This window comes from Streptomyces sp. NPDC024687 (assembly GCF_055559055.1).
The window spans coordinates 424174-448747 of sequence record NZ_JBVHLJ010000003.1; the positions used below are offsets into that span (position 1 = coordinate 424174).

General features: G+C 71.8%; 16 protein-coding genes. 13 read left to right on the forward strand and 3 right to left on the reverse strand.

The window, feature by feature from the left end:
• Positions 1-6 precede the first annotated feature (6 nt).
• The 11 genes from ACZ39I_RS13820 to moeZ all read left to right on the forward strand — a co-directional run bounded on the left by ACZ39I_RS13820 (position 7) and on the right by moeZ (position 14173).
• Complete coding sequence (locus ACZ39I_RS13820) at positions 7-1842, forward strand: DUF3152 domain-containing protein (RefSeq protein ID WP_467244674.1); 1836 nt, start codon at positions 7-9, stop codon at positions 1840-1842.
• A gap of 56 nt (positions 1843-1898) precedes the next feature.
• Positions 1899-1994 carry an Ms4533A family Cys-rich leader peptide gene (locus tag ACZ39I_RS13825; protein ID WP_467244675.1) on the forward strand — a complete coding sequence of 32 codons (96 nt, stop codon included), beginning with the start codon at positions 1899-1901 and terminating at the stop codon, positions 1992-1994.
• 164 nt (positions 1995-2158) lie between these two features.
• Complete coding sequence (locus ACZ39I_RS13830; RefSeq protein WP_467244676.1) at positions 2159-3877, forward strand: ABC transporter substrate-binding protein; 1719 nt, start codon at positions 2159-2161, stop codon at positions 3875-3877.
• A gap of 4 nt (positions 3878-3881) precedes the next feature.
• Complete coding sequence (locus ACZ39I_RS13835) at positions 3882-4886, forward strand: ABC transporter permease (RefSeq protein WP_467244677.1); 1005 nt, start codon at positions 3882-3884, stop codon at positions 4884-4886.
• Positions 4883-5881: an ABC transporter permease gene (locus ACZ39I_RS13840; RefSeq protein ID WP_467244678.1), complete on the forward strand. Its 999-nt coding sequence runs from the start codon at positions 4883-4885 to the stop codon at positions 5879-5881. Before ACZ39I_RS13835 ends, ACZ39I_RS13840 begins: the two co-directional genes overlap by 4 nt.
• A complete protein-coding gene (locus ACZ39I_RS13845; RefSeq protein WP_467244679.1) occupies positions 5878-7470 on the forward strand; it encodes a dipeptide ABC transporter ATP-binding protein in 1593 nt (530 codons plus the stop codon). Before ACZ39I_RS13840 ends, ACZ39I_RS13845 begins: the two co-directional genes overlap by 4 nt.
• Before the next feature lie 190 nt (positions 7471-7660).
• Entirely contained in the window at positions 7661-9367 is a 1707-nt protein-coding gene (locus tag ACZ39I_RS13850; protein WP_467244680.1) for a DUF3492 domain-containing protein, read from the forward strand.
• Positions 9364-10917 (forward strand): hypothetical protein, encoded by a 1554-nt coding sequence (locus ACZ39I_RS13855; RefSeq protein WP_467244681.1) that lies wholly within the window; start codon positions 9364-9366, stop codon positions 10915-10917. Before ACZ39I_RS13850 ends, ACZ39I_RS13855 begins: the two co-directional genes overlap by 4 nt.
• Before the next feature lie 317 nt (positions 10918-11234).
• Positions 11235-12194, forward strand: coding sequence for an NAD-dependent epimerase/dehydratase family protein (locus tag ACZ39I_RS13860; protein WP_352390294.1), 960 nt, complete (start codon positions 11235-11237; stop codon positions 12192-12194).
• Entirely contained in the window at positions 12182-12931 is a 750-nt protein-coding gene (locus ACZ39I_RS13865) for a spherulation-specific family 4 protein (RefSeq protein WP_467244682.1), read from the forward strand. The genes ACZ39I_RS13860 and ACZ39I_RS13865 overlap by 13 nt, the downstream gene beginning before the upstream one ends.
• Positions 12932-12994: 63 nt before the next feature.
• On the forward strand, positions 12995-14173 hold the full coding sequence (gene moeZ / locus ACZ39I_RS13870) for an adenylyltransferase/sulfurtransferase MoeZ (RefSeq protein WP_352390292.1): 1179 nt from the start codon (positions 12995-12997) through the stop codon (positions 14171-14173).
• A 53-nt stretch (positions 14174-14226) separates the two neighbouring features.
• Here moeZ and ACZ39I_RS13875 read toward each other — a convergent pair whose 3' ends face one another.
• The 3 genes from ACZ39I_RS13875 to ACZ39I_RS13885 all read right to left on the reverse strand — a co-directional run bounded on the left by ACZ39I_RS13875 (position 14227) and on the right by ACZ39I_RS13885 (position 20247).
• On the reverse strand, positions 14227-15774 hold the full coding sequence (locus ACZ39I_RS13875) for an alpha/beta hydrolase (RefSeq protein WP_467244683.1): 1548 nt from the start codon (positions 15772-15774) through the stop codon (positions 14227-14229).
• A 138-nt stretch (positions 15775-15912) separates the two neighbouring features.
• On the reverse strand, positions 15913-17457 hold the full coding sequence (locus tag ACZ39I_RS13880) for an alpha/beta hydrolase (protein WP_467244684.1): 1545 nt from the start codon (positions 17455-17457) through the stop codon (positions 15913-15915).
• An 81-nt stretch (positions 17458-17538) separates the two neighbouring features.
• Entirely contained in the window at positions 17539-20247 is a 2709-nt protein-coding gene (locus tag ACZ39I_RS13885) for a lysylphosphatidylglycerol synthase transmembrane domain-containing protein (RefSeq protein ID WP_467244685.1), read from the reverse strand.
• A 186-nt stretch (positions 20248-20433) separates the two neighbouring features.
• Between ACZ39I_RS13885 and ACZ39I_RS13890 the strand changes: the two genes are divergently transcribed.
• Positions 20434-20820, forward strand: a complete 387-nt coding sequence (locus ACZ39I_RS13890; RefSeq protein WP_467244686.1) for an MGMT family protein — start codon at positions 20434-20436, stop codon at positions 20818-20820.
• Between the two features lie 275 nt (positions 20821-21095).
• On the forward strand, positions 21096-24560 hold the full coding sequence (locus ACZ39I_RS13895) for a UvrD-helicase domain-containing protein (protein ID WP_467244687.1): 3465 nt from the start codon (positions 21096-21098) through the stop codon (positions 24558-24560).
• Positions 24561-24574: the final 14 nt, after the last annotated feature.

Here is a 24574-nt window from a genome sequence, read left to right on the forward strand (position 1 = left end):
CGCGGCGTGGGACGCCACAGTCGGCGCGGGCCCGCCCCCAAGAAGGGGCCCAACCAAGGCATTTCCGGCAAGAGCGGTACGGGCCAGGCAGCCGCCGACGCGGTGCGGGGCACCAAGGGCCTCGCCGCGGAGACACCGGGCCGGGATCGGACGCCGCCTGCCCCCGCTCCGGCGCCGCAGGCTGCTCGGCAGGGGTTGCCGGGGGGCCGGAGGCCCGAGTCAGGATTACCGGTGAGCGGCCCGGCCGGCTACCGGGTGCCCGCACAGGGCGGCCCGAGGCTCCCGGAGGGTACGCCGGCGCACGGGTTTCCGCGGATCTCGGGCGGGGTGACGTCTGGGTCTGGATCTGCCCGGGTTCCTGACGGCACGCCCGCGCGTGGCGTTCCTCGGGTTGTGGAGGGGACGCCTGCTCGTGGGTTGCCGCGGGTTTCGGGCGGGGTGACGTCTGGGCCCGGCTCTCCTCGGGTTCCCGACGGGACGCCGGCGCACGGGTTTCCCCGCATTCCGGGCGGAGTGCCGTCTGGGCCCGTCCCCGCTCGGCTTCCGGACGGTGCGTCTGCGCAGGGGGCCCTTCGGCTTCCCGACGGCACGACCGCGCACGGGTTTCCCCGGCTGGGTGACGGGACACCCCCGCGTGGCTTGCCGCGGCTTTCGGACGGCACCCCCGCGCAGGGCGTGCCCCGGGTCCGTGGTGGGCATCCCGAGCAGCGTGAATCCGGGGGTGCCTGGGGGGAGTTGAGCGGTCAGGGGCCGGGCGGTAGCCACGCCGCCGGACCAGGGCTCGGCGGCGCTCCGCCGCGGCAGCGGCAGGGCCCTTCGGGATCGAGGTCGGGGCCACGACAGGATTACGTCGACGCGTTCGCCGACGGCCTTGATGTCTCCGCGCTCGGCGGGTCCCGCCGCCCTGTCCCCGTGAACGGTCCCGTCGGCGGGGCCGGGGTGCCCGCCACGCATCCCTCCGACTCGTACAACTCCGTCACCGACCGGCCCGACGACACCGACGTCCACACCGACTCCGATGGCGTGCCGGCGGCCAGGGGCGGCAAGGGCCGGGCGTTCACCGGTATCGCGGCCGCCGCCGTCGTCACCGTGCTCGCCGTCGTCGTGGCCGGGCAGGTCACCGACGGGCGCGGCACGGTCTCGGGCGCGCAGTCCGCGACCGACCAGGCACGGGACGCCCGGGACGTCGGCACGGGCGGGGCCGGGCAGCCCTCGCCGTCGTCCTCGGCCGTCGTGGCGCCGCTGACGTACGAGCAGAAGATGGCCACGAAGTACCCGCTCAGCGCCAAGCTCGACGGCTCGGGGAAGTTCGACGCGATCCAGGGGGTCGACAAGGCGCCCGGCAAGGGACAGAAGTACACCTACCGCGTGGACGTGGAGCAGGGGCTCGGCCTCGACGGCGAACTCTTCGCCGAGGCCGTGCAGAAGACGCTCAACGACGACCGCAGCTGGGCCCACAACGGCGCCCGGACCTTCGAGCGCATCTACTCCGGCAAGCCCGACTTCGTGATCACGCTCGCCAGCCCCGGCACCACGGCCGACTGGTGTGCCAAGTCCGGGCTCGACACGACGGAGGACAACGTCTCGTGCGACTCGGCCGCCACCGAACGCGTGATGATCAATGCGTATCGATGGGCGCAGGGATCAACCACATACGGTGATCAGATCCATATGTACCGGCAGATGTTGATCAACCATGAAGTCGGTCACCGCCTCGGCTACTCCCATGTGACGTGCGACAAGGACGGCGAACTCGCGCCGGTCATGCAGCAGCAGACCAAGTTCCTCGATCACGACGGGATCCACTGCCGGCCCAACGCCTGGGCTTACCCCGGCAGTTGACCGATAGCGCTCATGTCACATTGACATGTGTTGATTGGTCATACATATTGCTGCCCATGTGGTCTAGTCATGCCGTCGAGAGCAGCGCCGCCATCGAGCTGGCGCTCATCGGTGTGACCGCGCTCTGCGTGGCCGACATTCTCTGTCGTTGACGCCCGCCCTCAGGCGCGTGCGTCGCGAATCCCGTATTTCTCCGTGACCCGAGTCACGACCTTTTCGACGACCCGACGCCGGGGCAGACGTCCGTCCACGTTCGTCTCACTCTTCGTCAATTCGTCTCGCCCTTCGAGACTCATCATTCGAGAGGTCGTCTCCGATGCGTCAACCGTCCCTCACAAGGCGCCGTGCGGCCGCGGTGTCCGTAAGCCTGGTTCTGGCAGCGGGCGCCGCCGCCTGCGGTCCTGAGGACAACGATGCCAAGAGCTCCGGTGGCGACTCCACGCCCCACAAGGGCGGCACCCTGACGGTCCTGAACTCCAACTCGCAGGAGGACTTCGACCCGGCCCGCCTCTACACCTCCGGCGGCGGCAACGTGCCCTCCCTCGTCTTCCGCACTCTCACCACCCGCAACCGCGAGAACGGCGCCGCCGGTGCCGAGGTCGTTCCCGACCTCGCCACCGACACCGGGCGCCCCAACAAGGACGCGACCGTGTGGACGTACACCCTGAAGAAGGGCCTCAAGTACGAGGACGGCACCGCGATCACCTCGGCCGACATCAAGTACGGCATCGAGCGCTCCTTCGCGCCCGAACTCTCCGGTGGCGCCCCCTACCTGCGGGACTGGCTGGTCGGCGCGGCCGACTACCAGGGGCCCTACAAGGACAAGAAGGGCCTCGCGGCGATCGAGACGCCGGACGACCGCACCCTCGTCTTCCATCTGAACAAGCCCGAGGGCGAGTTCCCGTACCTGGCCACACAGACGCAGTTCACGCCCGTCCCGAAGGCCAAGGACACCGGGACGAAGTACGAGGAGCACCCGGTCTCCTCCGGCCCGTACAAGGTCGTCACCAACGAGAACGACGGCGAGCACCTCGTCCTGGAGCGCAACACGTACTGGTCCGCTTCGACGGACGCCGAGCGCAAGGCGTACCCCGACAAGATCGACGTCAAGTCCGGTCTCGACTCGTCGGTGATCAACCAGCGGCTGTCGGCGTCCCAGGGCGCGGACGCGGCGGCGGTCACCACGGACACCAACCTCGGTCCGGCCGAGCTCGCCAAGGTGACCGGCGACAAGGAGCTCGCCTCCCGCGTCGGCACCGGGCACTTCGGCTACACCAACTACATAGCGTTCAACCCGACGGTCAAGCCGTTCGACGACGTCAAGGTGCGGCAGGCCATCTCGTACGCCATCGACCGCTCCTCCGTAGTCAACGCGGCCGGCGGCAGCGCGCTCGCCGAGGCCGCGACCACCTACCTGCCGAACCAGAAGTCCTTCGGCTACGAGCCGTACGACCTCTTCCCGGCAGGTAGGACGGGCAACGCGGCGAAGGCCAAGGAGCTGCTGAAGGAGGCCGGTCACCCGAACGGGCTCACGGTCACGCTGACGCACTCCAACGCCAAGGACTTCGAGACCAGCCCCGAGATCGCGACCGCGATCCAGGACGCGCTCAAGAAGGCCGGTATCACGGTCAAGCTCCAGGGCCTGGAGGAGAACGACTACTCGGACACGATCCACAGCGTGAAGACCGAGCCCGGCTTCTTCCTCGCCCATTGGGGTGCCGACTGGCCCTCCGGCGGCCCCTTCCTCGCCCCGATCTTCGACGGCCGGCAGATCGTCAGGGACGGCGCGAACTTCAACACGGGCCTGCTCAACGACAAGTCGGTCAATGACGAGATTGACGCGATCAACAAGTTGACCGATCTTGACGCTGCCGCCAAGCGATGGGGCGCACTGGACAAGAAGATCGGCGAGCAGGCACTGACCGTGCCGCTGTTCCACCCGGTCTACAAGCGTCTGTACGGCAAGGACATCAAGAACGTCGTCATCAGCGACTGGACCGGTGTACTGGACATCTCGCAGGTCGCGGTCAAGTAACCCGATGAGCGAGGCACTTGTCGCCATCGAGGTCCCCGAGGCAGCCGCCCCGGGGGCCTCGGGGGCCCGTCAGTTCTGGCGCCGGCTGCGATCGCAGCGCGCCGCCATGGTCGCGGCGGCCGTCGTCGCACTGCTCGTCCTGGTCGCCCTCGCGGCGCCCCTGCTCACCGCGCTGGAGGGCCAGGACCCGACCACCTACCACCCCTCACTCATCGACTCCGCGCGCGGGGGCGTGCCCATCGGCTCCTTCGGGGGCATCGGCGCCGACCACTGGCTGGGCCTCGAGCCGCAGACGGGCCGTGATCTGTTCGCCCGGCTGGTGTACGGGGCCCGGGTCTCTCTGGGGGTCGCGCTGGCCGCGACCGTCATCCAGGTCTTCGTGGGCGTGGTGATGGGAATCGCCTCCGCGCTCGCCAGTGGATGGGTTGATCAAGTGTTGAGCCGGATCACCGACGTCTTCGTCGCCCTGCCATTGATGATCATGTCGCTGGCGCTGCTCGCGATCGTCCCGGCCGGCTTCCCCCGGCCCGTCCTGGTCACGCTCGTCATCGGGTTCATCGCCTGGGGCAACATCGCCAAGATCGTGCGAGCCCAGACGCTCACGCTGAAGGGGCTCGACTACGTCTCGGCCGCCCGGCTCAGCGGCTGGGGCACCTGGCGCATCGCCCGCAGAGAACTCCTGCCCGGGCTCGCCGCGCCGGTCATCACGTACGCCGCGATCCTCATGCCGGTCAACATCAGCGTCGAGGCCGCCCTGTCGTTCCTCGGCGTCGGTGTGAAGCCGCCGACTCCGTCGTGGGGGCAGATGCTCACCGCCGCGGACGTCTGGTACCAGGCGGCCCCGCAGTACCTGCTGCTGCCGGCCGGTGCGCTGTTCGTCACCGTCCTCGCGCTGACCGTCCTCGGCGACGGCGTGCGCACCGCCCTGGACCCCCGTGCTGCCTCGCGGCTGAGCGTCGGCACGGGCCGCAGGCGCGAGGCCAGGGCAGGCAAGGAGGACACCGCATGAGCGGCTTCGGAGGCTTCCTGTTCCGCCGTACCGTCGGCACCGTGGTGACCCTGCTGGCCATTTCGGTGATCGTCTACGTCGTCTTCTACGCCACCCCGGGCAATGTCGCCCAGATCACCTGCGGCCCGCGCTGCTCCCCGGAACAGGTGCACCAGGTGGCCCAGCAGCTCCGGCTCGACGACCCGCTCTGGGTGCGCTACTGGCACTTTCTGGAGGGCCTGGTCGCCGGCCAGAACTACTCCACGGGGACCTCGGTGGAGCACTGCTCGGCACCGTGCCTCGGGCTCTCGTACCAGAGCGACCAGCAGGTCCTGGGCCTCATCCTGACGAAGCTCCCGGTGAGCCTGTCACTGGTGTTCGGCGCGATGATCATCTGGCTGCTCCTCGGCGTCGGCACCGGCGTGCTCTCCGCGTGGCGGCGCGGCCGGTTCACCGAGCGGGTGCTGACCGCCCTGACGCTGGCGGGCTGGGCCACCCCGGTCTTCGTCATCGGCCTGGTCCTGATGATCGTCGTCTGCGGCGAACTGCAGTTGCTGCCCTTCCCGCAGTACGTGAAGCTCACCGACGACCCCGAGCAGTGGGCGTGGAACCTGCTGCTGCCATGGCTCTCGCTCGCCCTCATCGAGGCCGCCGCGTTCGCCCGCCTCACCAGGGCGTCGATGCTGGAGACGCTGGCCGAGGACCACATCCGTACCTTCCGCGCGTACGGCGTCAGTGAGCGGAAGATCGTCGGACGCCATGCCCTGCGTGGGGCGTTCGCGCCGGTCATCGCCCTGAACGCCAACAACGTCGGCTCGGCGATCGGCGGTGCCGTCCTCACCGAGACCCTCTTCGGCCTCCCCGGCATCGGCCAGGAACTGGTCCACGCCGTCACCGTCGTCGACCTTCCGGTCGTCGTCGGCATGGTCCTGGTCATCGGCTTCTTCGTGGTGCTCGCCAACGCCGTCGCGGACGTCCTGTACGCGGTGGCCGACCGACGGGTGGTGCTCGCATGAGCCTCGTCCATGTCACGGACCTGACCGTCGGATTCGGCGATCTGCGCGCCGTCGACGGCCTCTCCTTCCGCCTGGACCAGGGCGCCGCCCTCGCCCTGGTCGGCGAGTCCGGCTCCGGCAAGTCCACCGTCGCCTCGGCCCTGCTCGGGCTGCACCGCGGCACGGGCGCGCGCGTGGGCGGCTCGGTCGAGGTCGCCGGAGTGGACGTACAGCAGGCGTCGGAGGACGAACTGCGGCGGCTGCGGGGCGCGAAGGCCGCGATGGTCTTCCAGGACCCGCTGTCGTCCCTGGACCCGTACTACGCGGTCGGCGACCAGATCGCCGAGGTGCACCGCGTGCACACGCGTGTGTCGCGACGAGCGGCACGCGCGCGTGCGGTGGACGTGCTGGACCGGGTCGGCATTCCGGACGCCGTACGGCGATCCCGGTCCCGTCCGCACGAGTTCAGCGGCGGCATGCGCCAGCGCGCCCTCATCGCGATGGCACTGGCCTGCGAGCCCGCCCTGCTGATCGCCGACGAGCCGACCACCGCGCTCGACGTGACCGTCCAGGCCCAGATCCTCGACCTGCTGCACACCCTGCGCCAGGAGACCGGCATGGGCCTGCTGCTCGTCACGCACGACGTGGGCGTCGCCGCCGAGAGCGTCGACGACGTGCTGGTCATGCGGCACGGTCGCGCGGTCGAGCGGGGACCGGTCGCCGCGGTGCTCGGGGCCCCGCGGGAGGCGTACACACGCGAACTGCTCGCCGCGGTACCGCGCGTGGACGCGCCGCGGGCGCCCTCCGGGGCAGCCGGCGAGGTGGTCCTCGAAGCGAAGGGTCTGCGGCGCGAGTTCGGCCGCGGCAAGAACGCCTTCGCGGCCGTCGACGACGTCTCGCTGACCGTCCGCCGGGGCGAGACCCTGGGCGTCGTCGGCGAGAGCGGCAGCGGCAAGACGACGCTGGGGCGGATGCTGGTCGGCCTGCTGGAGCCGACGGCGGGGGAGGTCCGCCACGACGGCCACGCGCGCGTGGGCGTGAACCCGGCCGTGCAGATGGTCTTCCAGGACCCCGTCTCCTCCCTCAACCCCCGCCGAAGTGTGGGCGAGTCCATCGCCGACCCGCTCCGCGCACGTGGCGAGAAGGACGAGAAGCGGATCAGGGGGCGCGTGACGGAACTCCTGGAGCGCGTGGGGCTCGAAGGGGCGCACTACGACCGCTACCCGCACGAGTTCAGCGGCGGACAGCGCCAGCGCGTGGGCATCGCGCGGGCGCTCGCGGCCGACCCGCGCGTCATCGTCTGCGACGAGCCGGTCTCCGCACTCGACGTCACCACCCAGGCCCAGGTGGTCGCCCTGCTCGGCGAGTTGCAGCGGGAGCTCGGGCTCGCGCTGGTCTTCGTCGCGCACGACCTCGCCGTCGTACGCCAGGTCAGCGACCGCGTCGCCGTGATGCGGCGCGGCCGGATCGTCGAACAGGGGCCGGCCGACGAGGTCTACGACAGCCCCCAGGACCCGTACACCAAGCAGCTCCTGGCCGCCGTACCGGCGCTCGATCCGCGGATCGCGGCCCGTCGCAGGGCGGAGCGCCGGGACGTGGCCGTGACCTGACGCTTCGTGTCCGTGTGATCTCTTAGCGCGACAGAACGCGACCCGCACGGGAAAGTTACGAGCGTTCACCCCTTTTGGTGGCGCGATGGACAACCGTCCGTCGCGCCACCGTCCTGTCCGCATACCTTCGTCCCGCTGCGAGCCGTCGGGCCAACGACGGCTCCTCATACGGGAGATCGGGGGTGCACTCGTGCGCATAGGACTGCTTACGGAGGGTGGCTATCCGTATGTGAGCGGTGACGCCGGACTCTGGTGCGACCGGCTCGTGCGCGGGCTCGCACAGCACGAGTTCGACATCTACGCGCTCAGCCGCAGCGAGCACCAGGAGGACGAGGGCTGGGTGCAGTTGCCCCCGCAGGTCGGCAGGGTGATCACGGCTCCCCTGTGGACCGCGCAGGACGACGGCGTGGTGTACGGGCGGCGCGCGCGCCGTCGCTTCGCCGAGTCCTACGGCGAGTTGGCGGCGGCACTGTGCGAGGGGGTGGTCGGCGACGCCTCGGGGGAGTCGTCGGCCACCGAGGCGGACCGTTTCGCCAACGCCCTGTACGGACTCGCCGAACTCGCCCGCGACGAGGGCGGGCTGGTCGGAGCACTCCGCTCCGAGACCGCCGTACGCGCCTTGGAGCGTGCCTGTCGTGCGCCGGGCGCACGACAGGCGGCGCGCGCAGCGCGGGTACCGGATCTGCTCGCCGTGGCCGCACACCTGGAGCGCGCCCTGCGCCCCCTGTCGCTCGACTGGTACGAGGACGACGGCCTCGGCGCGGCCGACCTGTGCCACGCGGCCTCCGGCGGCCCGGCCGCCCTGCCCGGGCTTCTCGCGCACCACTTCACCGGCGTCCCGCTGCTGGTGACCGAGTACGGCGTACGGCTGCGCACGCACTACCTGGCCGGCACCGAGTCCCCGCCCGCCGTCCGGACCCTGCTCGCCGCCTTCCACGGCCGGCTCGCCACCGAGACCTACCGGCGGGCCGCGGTCGTCACACCCGGCAACACCCACGCCCGCCGCTGGCAGGAGCGCTGTGGCGCCGACCGCGGGAAACTGCGCACGGTCTACCCGGGGATGGATGCCGCCCGTTTCGCGGAGGTGGGCGAATCCGCGGCCTGCACGGACCCGGACACGCTGGTGTGGGTCGGCCGGGTCGAACCCGCCAAGGACCTGATCTCCCTGCTCCACGCCTTCGCGGAGATCCGCAAGGAGGAGCCCAAGACCCGGCTGAGAATCGTCGGCGCACCCACCGGCCCCGAGGGTTCCGCCTATCTGGGGCACTGCAGGGCGCTGGCCGCACAGCTCTTCCCGGACGAGGCGGAGGGGCTGCACGCCGTCGGCGACAACCCCGTCTCCTTCGAGGAGATCGGCGGGCCCGAGGTGCCGACGCTCGCCGACGCGTACGCCTCGGGTGCGGTCACCGTCCTGTCCAGCGTCGTCGAGGGCTTCCCGATCAGCCTCGTCGAGGCCATGTTCTGCGGCCGGGCCACCGTGTCCACCGACGTCGGCGCGGTCGTGGAGGTCATCGGCGGCACGGGGCTCGTCGTCCCGCCGCGCAACCCCAAGGCGCTCGCGGAGGCGTGCGTCATGCTGCTGCGCGACTCCGAGCGCCGTGAGCGACTGGGGGCCGCCGCACGCGCCCGCGCGCTCGAACTGTTCACCGTGGAACAGAACATCGCGGCATTTCACGGCATTTACCTGGAGATCGTCTCGCGAACCCCAGTCCGCCGGGTCGTCCTGGACGGCAGCGGCGAGCCCCTGCCCTTCGCCGCTCCCGCCGAGGCCCACGTACCCGGCCACTGGGCCGAGCCCAGCACCCGCGTGGTGGCCCGGGGCGGCCCCGGCCGGGCCGCGGGGCCCCCGGTCAGCGCGACGCCTCCCTTCGCCGCCACGGAAGGAGCGACCGGATGAGCGACGTGGGACTCGACCGGCCCGGCGCGTGGGGCGCTGAGTCGGAGAAGTTGCCGACGCAGGACACGGCCGTGGGGGACGGGCGGGGGACCGGTGAAGCGGGGGCCGACGGCGAGACGGGGCGTGTGGGGACTCCGGAGTCGCTGGAGCGGCCGGAGCCGCGGGCCGTGGAGGACGCTGAAGAGGGCGAGAAGGCCAGCGGTTCTGAAGCAGCCGATCCGGACATCGCCGACGCGCCCAGTCCGCGGAAGCCGCACGCCGGTGAGCCTTCCGCAGCGGGTTCCGCAGCCGCCTCAGGGGCTTCTGAGGGTGCTGGTGAGCGGGCCGCAAGGCTCTCCGAGCACGCCGGCGCGCACGCTGATGAGGTTTCCGAGGGTGCGGGCGTGCACATTCCGTCGGCGCCCACCCCCCGTGCCCCCGAGATCTCCACCGGCCTCAAGCCCACCACCCCCGGCCCCGCCCGCCGTTCCGGCGCCGACCCGGTGAAGGCCCTGATGCACCGTCACCGCGAGCTGTGCGAACGGGCCGTCGACCCCCTGGAGATCGCGGCGGGCCTGGAGGCCCACGGCGTCACCGACCGCACCGCCGTCCGCTTCCGGCACCGGGACGTCTTCTCCCTCGCCGAGGAGATGTACGCCCGTGTCCCGAGGGACGGCGAGACACCCCCGCCCCCCACGGCGGCGCCGACACCCAGGGCCCGCGCCGACTGGGCCCTGCTCACCCTCCTCCCCGGCGCCCTCTGCGCGGCCACGGTGGCCGGCATCCGACTCACCGGCGGCCAGTCCCGCCTGGTCGCCGCCCTGGTGGGCTTCCTGGCCGTGTCCCTGGCGATGCGCGCGGCCCTGTCCCGCGGCCCCCTCGGCACTTCTGACCGCGCACCCAGCACCGGCACCTCCACCTGGACGTACTGGCTCCTCGCCTACGCCGCCCTCGGCAACGGCCTCCTCGGGGCGGCCGTGACCGGCGGCCCCGACGCCCTGCCCACCGGCGCCGTCGACGGGCCCTGGCCCATGGCCACGGCCCCCCTCCTCGCCCTCACTCTGTCCTGCGCCCCGGCCGCCTGGTCCGCCCACCTCTTCGCGGCCCGCGCCCGCCGCAAACTGACCGTCAGCCGGGGCCTGGAGGACTTCGCGGCCTCCGTACGGCCCCTGCTCCTCGGCACGTTCGCCCTGTACCTGTGCACCCTGACCGCTCTGTCGGCCCTGTCCGGGGCCGCCGTGGACGAACCGGTCGCCCACCTCCAGGTCATCACCCTGGGCGCTCTTCTCTTCCTCGCCCGCCTCCTCACCGTCCACGGCTTCACCCACGCCCCCGTGGTGGTCCTCACCGCCGCCGCCACGGCCCAGGCGACCGCCCTTGCCGCAGCTTTCGCCTCCCGCCTGCCGGGCTGCGGCTTCCTGGCCGTACCGGTGGACGCCCTCGTGGACCTCTGGGGCCCGGGCGGCATCCAGACACTTTCCTGCGGGCTCGGTGCCCTGGCCCTGCTGATCCACGGCAGCCGCAAGCTGACCAGAGCGTCGGCCCACGCCCGCACGGAGGCCCCGTGCTGACCCGCCCCCGAGCCACTCACCCGCCGTAGGCGCAACAGCCCACCCGCCGCAGGCGCAGCCGCCGCCCGTCGTCGGCGCAGCCGCCCACCGCAGCGGGCCCAGCCGCCCGCCGGGCGCGACCACCCCCCGTGGGGCGCGACCGTCCACCAGCCGTGGGCGAGACCGACACCAGCCGTGGGGAACCGCCCCGCCGACCCCGCACACACCGCCGCAGGCAACCCCGGCTCCACCGCCGGAGGCAACTCGCAAGCCCCTCCCGAAGGAGAACCCGCAATGACCACCTCCCGACCCGCCCCCAAGGCCCCGGGAGCAGCCCGATGAGAGTCCTGCTGATCGGAGCCAACGGCTACCTCGGCCGCTTCGTCGCCGACCGCCTGCTCGCCGACCCCGCCGTCCAGCTCACCGCCCTCGGCCGCGGCGACGACGCCGACGTCCGCTTCGACCTCGCGTCTGGCAGCCCGGGCGCCCTCACCCGTTTCCTCGACGCGGTCCACCCGGGCGTCGTCGTCAACTGCGCCGGCGCCACCCGCGGCGGTGCCCGTGAACTCACCCGCCACAACACGGTCGCCGTCGCCACCGTCTGCGAGGCCCTGCGGCGCAGCGGCTGCGGGGCACGTCTGGTGCAGATCGGCTGCGGCGCCGAGTACGGGCCCAGCCAGCCGGGCTCCTCCACGGCCGAGGACGCCGTCCCCCGCCCCGGCGGTCCGTACGGCGTCAGCAAACTCGCCGCCACCGAACTGGTCCTCGGCTCCGGTCTTGACGCGGTCGTCCTGCGCGTCTTCTCACCGGCCGGCCCCGGCACCCCCGCCGGCTCCCCGCTCGGCCGTCTCGCCGAGGCCATGCGCCGCGCCATGCAGTCCGGCGACGGCGAACTGAAGCTCGGCGGCCTCGGCGCCCAGCGCGACTTCGTCGACGTCCGCGACGTGGCCCGCGCCGTCCACGCGGCCTCGCTCTCCGCCGCACAGGGCGTCATCAACATCGGCTCGGGCCGCGCAGTCCGCCTCCGCGACGCCGCCGCCGTCCTGGCCCGGGTCGCCGGATACGGCGGCGCCCTCCATGAACTCGACGGCCCTCCCGGCCCGCTCAGGGCGACCATCGGGCATCCCCGCTCCGAAGCGGACCACGCGGCACCGGTCGCGTACCCGTACCCCGACGGCTGCGGCAGCTGGCAGCAGGCCGATGTGCGCACCGCACGCGACCGGCTCGGCTGGCGCCCCCGCATCAATCTCGAAGAGTCCCTCGCCGACATCTGGATGGAGGCGGCATGCCGCATCTGACCAGTACGAAGACCAGCACGTCGAGCACCGAACTGCGCACCGGCTTCGGCGTCCCCGGCTTCGCCCACCCCCTGGTCGCCCCCGCCGAATGGGCCGACCTCACCCGCCCCGGCACCCCCGTGCACTGGGCCGTCCTCGACGTCGCGGACGGCCCCGGGGCCCGCCCCGACCCGCATTGCCTCGAAGCGGCCGGCCGGCTGCGCAACGCGGGCGTCCGCGTCCTCGGCCACCTCGACACCGCTCATGGGAGGCGCACCTACGGCGAGATGGTCTCCGAGGCCCAGCGCTACATCGACTGGTACCAGGTCGACGGCTTCCTCCTGGACCGCTGCCCGACCGGACGCGACGCCCTTCCCGAGGTCCGCCGCGCCGTCTCCACGCTCCGCGTGATCCGTGACGATGCCCACATCGTGCTCGGCCACGGCACCCATCCCCACCCCGGCTACGCCGAGAACGCCGATCAGTTGGTCACCTTCTCCGGCTCCTGGAGCGACTACCGCTGGTCGCAGGTGGCCGAGTGGACCGCCGACTATCCGCCCGACCGCTTCTGCCACCTCGTCCACGGACTGCCCGGCCCGCACCTCGAGGAAGCCCTGAGGATCGCCCGCTGGCAGGGCGCCGCCACGATCTGGTTCACCGACCGCACGGACCGCGGCGGCCGCGTCGACCCCTGGGAGACCGTGCCCGGCTACTGGGACGAAATCGTCTCGCGGATCGGAACGGGTGTCTCGGAATGAAGAAGCCCATGGCAGTGTTACGGGGAGAACAACTGTAGTGATTGACCGACCAACGGAGTCCCCGTGTCGCTGCCACCCCTGGTCGAGCCCGCTGGCGAGCTCACCGTAGACGAGGTCCGCAGGTACTCCCGCCACCTGATCATCCCCGATGTCGGGATGGACGGGCAGAAGCGGCTGAAGAACGCCAAGGTGCTGTGTGTGGGCGCCGGCGGTCTGGGCTCGCCGGCGCTGATGTACTTGGCCGCGGCGGGCGTGGGCACGCTCGGCATCGTGGAGTTCGACGAGGTCGACGAGTCGAACCTGCAGCGCCAGATCATCCACAGCCAGGCCGACATCGGCCGCTCCAAGGCCCAGTCCGCCCGCGACTCCGTCCTCGGCATCAACCCGTACGTGAATGTGGTCCTTCACGAGGAGCGGCTCGAGGCCGACAACGTGATGGACATCTTCAGCCAGTACGACCTGATCGTCGACGGCACGGACAACTTCGCGACCCGCTACCTGGTCAACGACGCGTGCGTGCTGCTGAACAAGCCGTACGTGTGGGGGTCGATCTACCGCTTCGACGGCCAGGCCTCGGTGTTCTGGTCCGAGCACGGTCCCTGCTACCGCTGCCTCTACCCGGAGCCCCCGCCGCCGGGCATGGTCCCCTCCTGCGCCGAGGGCGGCGTGCTGGGCGTGCTGTGCGCGTCCATCGGTTCCATCCAGGTCAACGAGGCCATCAAGCTGCTCGCCGGCATCGGCGAGCCGCTGGTCGGCCGCCTGATGATCTACGACGCCCTGGAGATGCAGTACCGGCAGGTCAAGGTCCGCAAGGACCCGAACTGCGCGGTCTGCGGCGAGAACCCCACCGTCACCGAGCTCATCGACTACGAGGCCTTCTGCGGCGTCGTCTCCGAGGAGGCCCAGGAGGCGGCCGCCGGCTCGACGATCACTCCCAAGCAGCTCAAGGAGTGGATCGACGACGGGGAGAACATCGAGATCATCGACGTCCGCGAGGTCAACGAGTACGAGATCGTCTCCATCCCGGGCGCCAAGCTGATCCCCAAGAACGAGTTCCTCATGGGCACCGCCCTGGAGGGCCTCCCGCAGGACAAGAAGATCGTCCTGCACTGCAAGACGGGTGTCCGCAGTGCGGAAGTCCTCGCGGTCCTGAAGTCCGCCGGCTTCTCCGACGCCGTGCACGTCGGCGGCGGTGTGATCGGCTGGGTCAACCAGATCGAGCCGCACAAGCCGGTCTACTAGGCCCACCCCTTCCCGGGAGGGGCTCGGCACCATGTGTGCCGGGCCCCTTTCCGCTACCCGCGCCGGGCGCAGACCTTGCCGTCCTTCGGCACCGTGCCCTTCAGCAGGTACGCGTTCACCGTCGAGTCCACGCAGTCGCTCCCGTTCCCGTACGCCCCGTGTCCCTCGCCCTTCCAGGTGAGCTCCACACCGACCCCCTTGCCCAGCTCGTCCGCCATCCTCCGGGCACCCTCGTAGGGCGTCGCCGGGTCGCCCGTGTTGCCGATCACCAGCACCGGTGCCGCACCGGGCGCGCTCACCTCCGGGGTCTCGTACTGCCCGGGCACCGGCCAGTCGTGGCACCAGCCGGCCGCGTCCCAGCCGAGGAAGGGGCCGAACACGGGTGAGATCCTCGTGAATTCGGGCAGCAGCCTCTTCGCCTCCGCGAGCGTGGGCCGCTGCTTGTCGTCCACGCACGATATGACCCGTTGTGACTGCGTCACCAGGCCGTAACGGCCCGAGTCGTCCCGCTCGTTGTAGTCGTCGGCGAGCGCCAGCAGTTCGGAGCCGTCGCCCTGCTCGGCCGTGTCGAGAGCGCTGGTCAGCGAGGGCCAGCTGTCCTGGCGGTACAACGGCAGGACGATGCCGGTGAACGCGAGCACCTGGGTCAGCTTCCGCCCGGAATAGGTGTCCAGCGGCTTCGCGTCGATCCGATCGAGCAGGTCCGCGATCTTCCGGGTGCCCCGCTTCGGGTCCTGGCCCCTGGACGCGAGGTAGTTGTCGAGCGCGCGCTGGAAGCCCTGGGCCTGGTTCTTCCGATGGGCCACCGTGTCGGCGCCGGGATCGACGACCGCGTCGAGCACCAGCCGCCCCACGTTCTGCGGGAACAAGTGGGCGTAGACGCCGCCGAGTTCGGTGCCGTAGGAGATGCCGAAGTAGTGCAGCTCGGCGTCGCCGAGGACCTGGCGCATCAGGTCCATGTCCCGCGCGGTGTCGGTGGTCGAGACGTGTGCCAGCAGGTTGCCCGCGTACTTCTCGCAGCCCCGGGCGAAGTCGGTTGCGTCCCGGAGGAACGCCCGTTCCTCGGCCGGGGTGTCCGGAGTGGCGTCCACCGCCTCGGCCGCCTGAGTCTCCTTGTCACTGCGGCAGCGGACGCCTTCGCTTGCGCCGACCCCGCGCGGGTCCCAGCTCACCAGGTCGTACCGCTCGCGCAGCACGGATACGGTGGCGGCGTACCCGGGCATTCCGGCGACGCCCGACGCGCCGGGGCCGCCGAAGTTGAACAGCAGCGAGCCGATGCGGTCGCCGCCGCGGGCCCTGGAGCGGATCAGCGCCAGGTCGATCGTCTCGCCGTCCGGCTTCGACCAGTCGAGCGGCGCCTTCAGGCTCGCGCACTGCCAGTCCCGGCCGGGCGCGGAGGAGTCCGCGGTGGCCCTGCAGCGCTCCCAGTCGAGCTTCTGCGAGGTCAGCGCGGCGGGCAGCGCTTTCACACCGGTCTTGGTGGGCCTCGCGCTGGCCGACCGCTCGTCCCCCTCGCCGTCGCCGGACGAGCCGCCGCTGCAGCCGGCCGCCAGCAGTGCGGTCGCGGCGGTCACAGCCGCCCACCGTACGAAACGCCCCATTCCCGCCCCCCTCCCAAGCCGTCCGCGTCGAGCCACGAACGTCGGTCCGGCCATGGTAGGCCGAACACGTGACACCCGTCCGAGCCTGTGGATAACCCTCTGACCACGAAGTTTCGCTGAGGCTTGGCCGACCGGGCGCTACGAGCAGACGGTCCCGGCCGGCGGTACCTTCCCGTCGAGGAGATAGCCGTTCACCGCGTCCTGCACGCACTTGTTCTTGCTGTCGTACGCCCCGTGCCCCTGTCCCTTGTACGTCAGCTCGACGCCGACGCCCTCGCCGAGCGCCTCCACCATCTTCCGGGCGCCCTCGTACGGGGTCGCCGGATCCCCGGTGTTGCCCACGACCAGGATCGGCGCCGAGCCGGTGGCGCTCACGTCGGGATGGTCGGCGGCTCCCGGCACGGCCCAGTCGGTGCAGGTCACCATCGACCAGGCCATGAAGTCGCCGAACAGTGGTGACGCGGCACGGAACTCGGGCAGCTTCCGCTCGACCTGGGCGGTGGTGTACCGGGGCTTGTCGTCGGCGCAGTTGATGGAGATGTTGGCCGCAGCGATGTTGCTGTACTCGCCGTTCTCGCTGCGCCCGTTCATCGAGTCGGACAGCAGCATCAGGACCCTGCCGTCACCGTCGTACGCCTGCTCCAGGCCCTCGGTGAGGTACTCCCAGAAGTCCTTCGAGTACAGGGCCTGCGCGATGCCGTTGGTCGCGGCGGTCTGGGTCAGCACCCGCTGCCCGATGCCGGGGATGGGCCTGCGGTCGAGGTCGGCCAGCAGTTTCGCGATGCGGTTCCTGACGTCCTGCGCGGTGTCGCCCACGGGGCAGTCCGTGGGCTGCGAGGTGCAGTCCTCGGCGAAGTTGTCGAGCGCGAGCTGGAAGCCCTCGGCCTGTCCGAGCGAACCCTGCTCGCTGTTCTGCGTCGGGTCCACGACCGCGTCGAAGACGGCACGCCCCACGCGCTTCGGGAACAGATGAGCGTAGACGCCGCCGAGTTCGGTGCCGTAGGAGATGCCGAAATAGTGCAGCTTGGCGTCGCCGAGGACCTGGCGCATCAGGTCCAGGTCACGGGCGGCGTCGGTCGTGCGGACATGCGGCAGCATCTTTTCGGAGTTCTCCTCGCAGGCCGCGTTGAACTCCTTGGTGTTGTCCAGCAGCGTGGCGCGTTCGGCCGCGTCGTCCGGGGTCCCGTCCTGCTCGAAGTACGCGTCGAGCTGGGGGTCGTTCAGGCACTCCACCGGGGCGCTGCGGCCGACTCCGCGCGGGTCGAAGCTCACCAGGTCGTAGCGGGTGCGCAGTTTCGCGTAGTCCGGGCCGAAGGCGGGCAGCGTGGTGACGCCCGAACCGCCGGGACCGCCGAAGTTGAAGACGAGCGAGCCGATGCGCTTGTTCTCGGCGCCGCTGGCCTTCGCCCGGATCAGCGCGATGCCGATCGTGTCGCCCTTGGGCTTCGCCCAGTCGAGCGGGGCCTTGAGAGTGGCGCACTGCCACTCCTCACCACCCGGCAACGGTGAAGGGGCGTCACCACCGCCCTCGGCCGGGGAGGGAGCCGGGCAGTCCTTCCAGCTCAGTTCCTGGGCCGACAGGTCCTCGTCCTCGGAGTCGTCGCCGCAGCCCGCCAGCGCGGAGGTGAGCAGAAGGGCGGTGGCGGTCAGGGCGGCGACGCGCAGGTGAGGGGGGTTCGGCATGATCCCATCCTGCGGTCGCGCGCGTGGCCGCGCTCGGGGCGCGAGCCGTACGAGGTACGTGCCGCGGTCAGGCAGCCCGCACTACAGCGCGCCCTTGCGGGACAGGTGGTTGAAGGCCAGCCAGCCCGGCAGCACTGGCAGCCACAGCGTCAGCAGACGGAACAGCAGGACGGCCGGGGCGGCGACCTCCTTGGGGAGACCCACGGCGATCAGACCGACCGTCAACGTGGCCTCCACCGCGCCCACACCGCCCGGTGTCGGGGCCGCCGACCCGAGCGCGTTGCCGGCGAGGAAGACGACGGCGACGCTGGCGATGCTGAGCGACGTCCCCTCCTGGCCGAAGGCGCGGATCGAGGCGTCCAGGCACATCACGAAGCAGGCCGTCAGCAGCAGCATGCCGCCGATGCCGGTGACGAGCTTCTGCGGCCGCTGGAGCACGTCCAGCATGCGCGGCACGACACCCGCGAACAGCGACCTCACGCGTGTGACGACGAATTTCCTCAGGAACGGCACCGAGGTGACCACGAGCACGAGCACCGCCACCGTCAGCAGGCCCGCGATGACGGTCCGGGACGGCGACAGCGACGGCGTCTTCTCGGTACCGGTCAGGTAGCCGAAGGACAGCAGCATCAGGATGTGGCAGCCGAGCCCGAACAACTGCGAGGCCCCGACACTCGCCACCGCGAGCCCCGGCCGCACCCCCTGACGTTGCAGGAAGCGGGTGTTGAGCGCCACACCGCCCACCGCGGCCGGTGCGACGATCTTCACGAACGAACCGGCGACCTGGGCCGCGACCGTCCGCAGGAACCCCACCCGCTCGGGTACGAAGCCCAGCAGCGCCATGGCGGCGGCGAAGTAGCTGCACGCCGAGAACAGCACGGCCGCGGCGACCCAGCCCCACTCGGCGTTGGCGATGAGGGGCCCGAACTCGATGTGGGTGAGCTGCGTCAGCAGGAAGTACGCGCCGATGGCACCCGCGATGAAGCTCATCAGGGTGCGCGGCTTGACCCGCTCCAGACGGGCCGGTTCGACCGGCGCCTGCGGCCTGATCAGCAGCACCTGGTGGCGGATCTGCGTCAGCAGGTCCTCCTCGCGCGCCTCCTCGATGGCGTCGTCGATGGCCCGCTTCTCCGCCCGCGCCTCCGCCTTGGCGGTCTTCTTGTCGGGCTTTTCGAGTACGGGCCTGGCGTCGTCCGGCGCTTCCTCCAGACTGGCCTGCTTGGCCTGCTGGGACGCCTCGAGGACGGCCTCGCGCTCGCGCTGGGCCCGCTCCCTGGCCAGTCTGCGCAGCGTCGCGCGCGTGGAGCGCGTCAGCGCGATGGGCTGGAGCATCGGCAGACAGTCGGCCACGGCGTCGGGGCCGAGGATGCTGACCGCCGAGGCCACCGCGCGCTCCGCGCCCGCCAGCAGCCCCAGGGTCGTCACCAGCTGGGCCACGTCCATGCGCAGCAGCAGGGTGCTCGCCGCGATCTCACCGCCGCGCAGATCGGTGAGGATCACCGCGCCGGAACGATCCACCACGATCGCGTCACCCGCGAGCCTGCGGTGCGCGATGCGCCGCGACTGCAGCGCCTGCACCTGACGCCAGGTGTTGCGCAGCAGTTCGTCGGTGATCTCGTCCTCGGCCAGCGACTCGAGCGTGCGCCCGCCGGTGTGCTCGTAGACGAGCATCACGGCGTCGGGACCGAGTTCGGAGGTGGCGATCAGCTTGGGCGCGTTGGCGCCGGCCGCGATCGCCGCGTAGGCGAGCAGCGCCTCCTGCTCCAGCGCCTGCCTGAGCGACTGGAGGCTGCTGCGGGTGGCGAAGCCGCGCAGCGTGAGATTGCGCCACACGCGGTAGAAGAAACCCTGCGCCTGCTGCTCCCGGTCGACCACCGTCACGTCCAGCGGCGGACCGTCCTCCAGGGTGACGAAGTAGCGCCGGCCGCGATCGCCGTTCTCCGCGGTCTCCGAGACCTCCTCGCGGGCCGCGCTGACCGGGTGGAAGCCGACGGTCCGCAGACCGGCGATCAGCGTCTGCCCGGTGGGCCGGACATTGGGCGAGCCGACCGCGTACAGCGTCCCGTAGGCGACCGTCCAGCCGATCAGCACCGTCAGGATGATCGAGAACGGTGTGGTGTAGCCGGTCACGAGCATCGAGAACGCGTCGAGCATCAGCACGATCCACAGGACCGCCCGCCAGCGCGGCCTGCGGGACATGCCGACGGCCGTCATATAGGCGATGACGGGCGCCAGATAGCCGTGCACCGGGTCGGTGAGGGCGTGGATGTCACCGGGGGAGGGCTGGGTGAGCGCCTCCTGGATCGAGCCCGGTGCGCCCTTGGCGACCCACAGGTCGGTGGCGAGCGTCACACCGTGGGCGAGGACCGCGGCGAGCACACCGTCGGCGATCCGCAGTCCGTCACGCTTGATCAGCCGCTCGATCGCGAACGCGACCGGGACCAGGAGGATCGCGATGCTGGAGGCGAGACCGGCGATCTTGATGAGCAGGTCGGGCGCCTGCCCGGTGCCCTTGTTGATGTCCTGTTCGAGGCCTGAGGTGGTGCCGTGCGCGAAGGCGGCGATGGCGAGCAGCACCACGACGGCCAGCACGCCGACCAGCAGCCGCATCAGGTCGGAGGGCCTGTGGACGCGCGCGGGGAGCAGCGGTTCGTCGCTCTCGACCTCGTCGGCGTGCACCTCCTCGACGCAGTCGTCGGTGTCCTTGCCGTCCGCGTCGGCGGTGTCGGGGCGCGACGAAGCGTCAGAGGTGCTCTCGGCGCCCTCCGGGTGCACACCCTGTGGCTTCATCGTCTCTTCTTGATCTCGTATCACCAGTCACCGCCCGCACGATGGTGGCATGCCCCACCGACACACGGGGGTGTCAGGGTGCACATGCGGGGGCGCACAGTCTGCCGGAAGCGCCGTCACCGGGCGAGGGATACGCACCGTCGCGAGCCCGTCACATTGTCGGTGGGGTGGTGCAGGATGGGACGGATGAGCGAGCAGAGCCTTCCTCAGGACGCCCACCCGGAGTACGCGGACGCGTTGCCGGAGTACGCCGAGCGGGTCCTCGACGTCGCCGAACGCATTCCGCCCGGGCGCGTCATGACATACGGCGACGTCGCCGAGTGGCTGGAGGAGGGCGGCCCGCGCCAGGTGGGCCGGGTCATGGCCCTGTACGGGGGAGCTGTCGCCTGGTGGCGTGTGGTCCGCGCGGACGGCGTCCTGCTCCCGGGGCACGAACTGCGGGCGCTCGACCGGTACCGCGCCGAGGGCACGCCCCTCAAGGAGGCGAGCAGGGCCGCCGAGGGCCATCTGCCCCGCCTCGACATGAGACGGGCGCGCTGGGACGGCGGCGATCGCGCGGAAGGTCACACCTGACAGCTTCCGCCATCCCGCGGGCCCGGGAGCACCCTGAGGCCCGTACGGGGGAAACAGGGCACGTCTGTGGCATGCCGTACGTTCGTGGGGTGAGGGACGTACGAGTCGCAAGCGTCGCGTGGGACGCACGGGTCCCGCGGGAAGAAGCGGAAGCCCTGCTTCCATACTCGGCGTCGGCGTAGCGTCGGCTGCACACGTCCCCCTCACCCCCCGTCCACCGCCCTCCACGCGCGGCGGGCCGCCCAACAGCACACCCACCAGGACCGGCGAACCACGTGAGCTCCTCTTCCTCCACCAGGCGTCTGTCGCACTCCCAGGTGCGACAGGGGACCCGTGGCGCTTATCGACTGGTGCGTACCCCACCGGCCCGCGTGGATCCCCCTCGTCTGGACGCCGCACAGCGCGCCGTGGTTGAGCACGGAACCGGACCTTTGCTCGTTCTCGCAGGTCCGGGCACCGGGAAGACCACCACCCTCGTCGAGTCGGTGGCGTCGCGAATCGCCCGTGGAGGGGACCCCGCGCGCGTGCTCGTGCTGACGTTCAGCCGCAAGGCGGCCGTCGAACTGCGCGACCGCATGGCGCTGCGGATAGGAGCGGCGCGCGCCCCGCAGGCGACGACCTTCCACTCGTTCTGCTACGCCCTGGTCCGCGCCCACCAGGACAGCGACCTGTTCGTGGAACCGCTGCGGCTGCTGTCGGGACCCGAGCAGGACGTCACCGTGCGCGAACTGCTGGCAGGTCAGCCCGACCTGGAGCGGCTCGGACTCGCGCACGTGCGCTGGCCGGACGAACTGCGCGCCTGTCTGACCACCCGTGGCTTCGCCGACGAGGTCCGCGCGGTCCTCGCTCGCAGCCGCGAACTGGGCCTCGGCCCCGGCGCCCTGGACGCCTTCGCCCGCCGTATCGGCCGCCCCGACTGGCGGGCCGCGGCCGCCTTCCTCGCCGAGTACCTCGACGTCCTCGACCTGCAGGGCGTCCTCGACTACGCCGAACTGGTCCACCGCGCGGTGCTCCTCGCCCGCCGCCCCGAGGCGGCCGAGCGACTCGCCGCCCAGTACGACGCGGTGTTCGTCGACGAGTACCAGGACACCGACCCGGCCCAGGTACGGCTGCTGCAGGCGCTCGCCGGGGGCGGCCGCACCCTGGTCGCCTTCGGTGACCCCGACCAGTCGATCTACGCGTTCCGGGGCGCGGATGTGAACGGCATCCTCGACTTCCCGTACGCCTTCCCGCGCGCGGACGGCCGCACGGCCCCTGTCGAGGTCCTGCGCACCTCTCGCCGCTCCGGCTCCGATCTGCTGGCCGCGACCCGCCTGGTGACCCAGCGCATGCCCCTGACCCGGCTGCCGGCCGAGAAGGTCCGCGCCCATCGGGAGCTCGCCCCGGTCCGCGAGGGCGGGCGCGTCGAGGTCTTCACCTACCCGACCTCCGGCACGGAGCTGGACAACATCGCGGACATCCTGCGCAGGGCACACCTGGAGGACGGTGTGCCCTGGGGCGAGATGGCCGTCCTGGTCCGCGCGGGCTCCCGCACGATCCCGACGGTGCGCCGCGCGCTCACCGCGGCCGGCGTGCCCCTGGACATCGACGGCGACGACCTGCCACTGCGGCACGAGCCCGCGGTGGCACCACTGCTGACGGCCCTCAGGGCGGTGGCCATGGCGGAGGCGGCGGGGAGTGCCGGGGGGCCTGAAGAGGTACGGCCCGACGAGGGCGCCGCGTCCCTGGGACCGTCGTCGGACGAGGAAGCCGGGTCCGCGGAACCGTCGTCGGACGAGCGAGCCGCCTCTGAGGAACCGTCGTCGGACGAGCAGGCCGCTCCTGAGGAGGTGCCGTCGGATTCCGAGGCACCGCCGACGGAGCTCTCCTGGCTGGATACCGAGACCGCCCTCACCCTCCTCGCCTCCCCCCTCGCCGGTATGGACGCCGCCGACCTGCGCCGCCTCGGGCGAGCCCTGCGGGACGAGGAGCGGGCAGCGGGCAACGCCCTGCCGCCGCCCTCCGACGTGCTGCTCGCGCGGGCGCTCGCCGAGCCCGAACGGCTCGCCGTGCACGACCCCGCGTACGCGCGCGGAGCCCAGCGGCTCGGCGCGCTGCTCGGCAAGGCCCGCGAGCGCCTCGCGAACGGCGGCAGCGCCGAGGAGGCGCTGTGGGACCTGTGGGAGGGCACGCCGTGGCCCGGGCGTCTGGAGCGGGCCGCCCGGCGCGGCGGCGCCGCGGGGCGCAACGCGGACCGGGATCTCGACGCCGTGTGCGCGCTGTTCGCGACGGCCGCGCGCGCTGAGGAACGCACCGGAGGCCGTGGCGCCCTGAACTTCCTGGAGGAGATCGACGCCGAGGACATCGCCGCCGACACCCTCACCCGACGTGCCGTGCGCCCCGACGCCGTCCGCCTGATGACCGCGCACCGCTCCAAGGGCCTGGAGTGGCGCCTGGTCGTCGTCGCGGGCGTCCAGGAGGGCCTGTGGCCGGACCTGCGCCGCCGCGGCTCCCTCCTGGAGGCCGACCGCATCGGCCGGGACGGACTCGCCGAACCGCTCACCCCGGGCGCCCTGCTCGCCGAGGAGCGCCGCCTGTTCTACGTGGCCGCCACGCGTGCGCGTGAGCGACTCGTCGTCACGGCGGTGAAGGCACCGGCCGACGACGGCGACCAGCCCTCCCGTTTCCTGACCGAACTCGGCGTCGAACCCAAGGACGTGACCGGCCGCCCGCGCCGCCCCCTGTCGGTCGCCGCCCTGGTCGCCGAACTCCGCGCCACCACCGTCGATCCGCGCGTCTCCGACACCCTGAGGAAGGCCGCCGCCCGCCGGCTGGCCCGGCTCGCCGCTCTCGCCGACGAGGACGGCCGCCCGCTCGTCCCCTCGGCGCACCCCTACCGCTGGTGGGGCATGTTCGAGCCGACCGAGTCCAAGGTGCCGCTGCGCAACCGCGACCAGCCCGTCGTGCTCTCCGGCAGCGCCCTCGACCAGCTCGCCAACACCTGCGCCCTCCAGTGGTTCCTGGGCCGCGAGGTGAAGGCCGACGCGCCCGCGACGGTCGCCCAGGGCTTCGGCAACGTGGTGCACGTCCTCGCCGACGAGGTCGCCTCCGGGCACACCCCCGCCGACCTCGACGTGCTCATGGAGCGCCTCGACTCCGTGTGGAACGCGCTCGCCTTCGACGCGCCCTGGAAGTCGGCGCAGGAGAAGGAGCACGCGCGCGTGGCGCTCGAACGCTTCCTGAAGTGGCACGTCATGGACCGCACCGGCCGCACACCGGTGGCCAGCGAACACGACTTCGACGTCACCCTGGAGGCGGGCGAGGTCGAGGTACGCATCCGCGGCCAGATGGACCGCGTCGAGACCGACGGCGAGGGACGCGCGTACGTCGTCGACTTCAAGACCGGCAAGCAGCCGGTGAGCTCCGCCGAAGTCGAACGCCACCCCCAGCTCGCCGTCTACCAGCTCGCCGTGCGCGAGGGCGCCGTCGACGAGGCCTTCGACGGCGTACGGCCCGAGCCGGGCGGCGCCGAGCTCGTCCACCTGCGCCAGGGTGCCCCCAAGCGGGACGGCGGCGAGACGCTGCCGAAGGTGCAGGCGCAGGAGCCGCTGGAGGGGGAGTGGGTCGGCGACCTGCTCGCCACGGCGGCCGGCAAGGTCCTCGACGAACGGTTCACACCGAACGCCGGGCAGCACTGTTCCCACTGCGCGTTCCGGGCGTCGTGCAGCGCCCGGCCAGAGGGCCGGCAGGTCGTGGAGTGAGGTGAACATGCCGG